Genomic DNA, 2835 nt, shown 5'->3' with positions numbered 1-2835 from the left:
CGCCGCGACCGCGCGACTGGCCGCCGCCGGGGTGGACGTGCACTGGCCGCGCGATCTCGTCCGCTCGCTCACCGCCACGGCCGTGATCGGCGGCGCCGACGCCGCGCCGAGCGACCTGCGCGCCTTCCTCGGCGGCCACACCCCGCTCGGCTTCGACTGGCAACTCGCGCTCGGCGACCGGCCGTTGACCGCCGCCGAGATGGACCTCCTGGCCGAGTCGCACCGACCGATCGTGCGCCTGCGCGATCAGTGGGTCCTGGTCGACCCCGCTCTCGCCGCCAAGGCCCGTGATCGCTCGATCAAGGCCCTCACCCCGATCGAGGCGCTCACCGCGGCCCTCACCGGCACCACCGAGGTCGACGGCCACGCGGTCGAGGTGGGCACGTCGTCGTGGCTCGACGAACTGCGCGCCCGCATCGCCGACCCCGACGCCGGTGGCGAACCGATCACCCAGCCCGAGACCTTGGCCGCGACCCTGCGCGACTATCAACTACGCGGCCTGCGTTGGCTGGACCGGATGACCTCGCTCGGCCTCGGCGGCTGTCTCGCCGACGACATGGGCCTGGGCAAGACCGTCATGTTGATCGCGCTGCACCTGCATCGGCAGACCGACCCGGGCACCGCCGGGCCCACCCTGGTGGTGTGCCCGGCCTCGCTGCTGGGCAACTGGGAGCGCGAGATCAAGCGGTTCGCCCCGGGCACCCCCGTGCGCCGCTTCCACGCCGCCGCGCGCTCGCTCGACGACCTGCGCGACGGCTTCGTGCTCACCACCTACGGCACGATGCGCCTGGACACCGCGCGCCTGGCCGCCGTCGAGCCCGGTTGGTCCCTCGTCGTCGCCGACGAGGCGCAGCACGTCAAGAACCACACGTCGGGCACCGCGAAGGCACTGCGCATGATCCCCGCGCAGGCCAGGATCGCGCTCACCGGGACACCCGTGGAGAACACCCTGTCCGAGCTGTGGGCGATCCTCGACTGGACCACGCCCGGCCTGCTCGACACGCTCACCGCGTTCCGCCGACGTTGGGCCAAGCCCGTCGAGGCCGACCGCGACGGCGCGACCGCCGAGCGGCTCGGCCGGCTGATCGCGCCCTTCCTGCTGCGCCGGCGCAAGTCCGACCCGGGCATCGCGCCCGAGTTGCCGCCCAAGACCGAGACCGACCAGCCGGTGTCGCTCACGCGCGAACAGGCGGGCCTGTACGAGGCGGCCGTCCGCGAGGCGATGGCCGAGTTGGCGGACGCCACCGGCATGGCCAGGCGGGGGCAGATCGTCAAGCTGCTGACGGGTCTCAAACAGATCTGCAACCACCCCGCGCAGTACCTCAAGGAGAGCAGGCCCGTCCTCGACGGCCGCTCCGGCAAGTTGGAACTGCTCGACGAACTCCTGGACACGATCCTCGCCGAGGGCGGCGCGGTGCTGGTCTTCACCCAGTACGTGACCATGGCCAGGCTCCTGGAGCGACACCTCGCCGCGCGCGGCGTCACCGCCCAACTCCTGCACGGCGGCACCCCGGTGCCCCGCCGGGAGGAACTGGTCCAACGCTTCCAGGACGGCGAGGTGCCGGTCTTCCTGCTCTCCCTCAAGGCGGCCGGCACCGGTCTCAACCTCACCCGCGCCGACCACGTCGTGCACTACGACCGCTGGTGGAACCCCGCCGTCGAGGAGCAGGCCACCGACCGCGCGTACCGGATCGGCCAGACCCGTCCCGTTCAGGTGCACCGCTTCATCGCCGAAGGCACGATCGAGGACCGGATCGCCGAGATGCTGCGCGACAAGCGGGCACTCGCCGACTCCGTACTGTCCGCCGGCGAGGCCGCGTTGACCGAACTCTCCGACACCGATCTCGCAAACCTGGTCGAACTGAGGAGCGCCCGATGAACTCCGTTGCCGCCCGGGGGTTCCCGGCCTTCGCCCCGCAGAAGTCTCGAAGCGTGGGAGGGCGGACGTGGTGGGGCCGCGCCTGGACCGACGCGGTGGAGGATGCCGCGCTCGCGAACGAACCCCTGCGCAAGGGTCGCGCGTACGCCGGCTCGGGCCGGGTCGGGCCGATCACGGTCGGCGTCGGCCGGATCTCCGCACCGGTGCACGACGCGGACGGTACGCAGTACACCACGGTCGTTTTCGTCGAGCGGTTCGACGACGCGCAATGGGACCGCTTCCTGGCCCAAGTCGCGGTCGAGGCCGGGCACATCGCGGCTCTGCTGGACCGCGACATGCCGCGCCGACTGGTGGCCGCCGCTGCCGACGCGGACGTGCCGCTGCTGCCGGGCGTGGGTGACCTCGAACCCGAATGTGATTGTCCCGACTGGGAGTTGCCGTGCCGGCACGCCGCCGCGCTGTGCTATCAGACGGCCTGGCTGCTGGACGAGGATCCGTTCCTGCTGCTGTTGATGCGCGGGCGCGACGAGCGGACGTTCGTGGATCGGCTGCGCGATCTCGGTACGCGCTCACCCCGAACATCGGCTGCGGCGGGTGTCTCGGCACGCGAGGCGTATCGACCGGCCGCAGCTCTGCCGACCGATCCGCCCGGCGAACCCGCCTTCTCGGCACCGCAGTTCGCGACCGCTCCGGGCATCCCCGCGGGCGCGCTCGAACTCCTGGTCGTCGACGCCGCCGGCCGGGCCGGCGAACTGCTCGCGGGCATCTGCGCCGCGCCCTTGGGCATTTGGCCCGATACCGTGCGCTGGGCCGCGACCCACGACGCCCCGGCGGTACAGGACAACCTGCGCACCCCCGCCCTCCCTCGCGCGGTCGCCGCGTGGCGGCACGGCGGCCCGGTCGCGCTGGACACCCTGGACACCGCGTGGACCCTGCCCGCCGCCGACCTCGCACGC

At 72.7% G+C, this 2835-nt stretch carries 2 protein-coding genes; both read left to right on the top strand.

What is annotated here, in order from left to right:
- On the top strand, positions 1–1879 hold a 1879-nt coding region (locus GT354_RS24705; RefSeq protein WP_161358574.1), incomplete at its 5' end, for a DEAD/DEAH box helicase.
- The coding region (locus tag GT354_RS24700; RefSeq protein ID WP_161358573.1) for an SWIM zinc finger family protein at positions 1876–2835 on the top strand (960 nt) is incomplete at its 3' end. The genes GT354_RS24705 and GT354_RS24700, both read left to right, overlap by 4 nt.

The sequence above is a fragment of the Streptomyces sp. SID3343 genome (assembly GCF_009865215.1).
Lineage (GTDB): Bacteria > Actinomycetota > Actinomycetes > Streptomycetales > Streptomycetaceae > Embleya.
The sequence above is the reverse complement of the archived record's forward strand: the minus strand, read 5'-3'. Positions and strand labels throughout refer to the sequence as shown.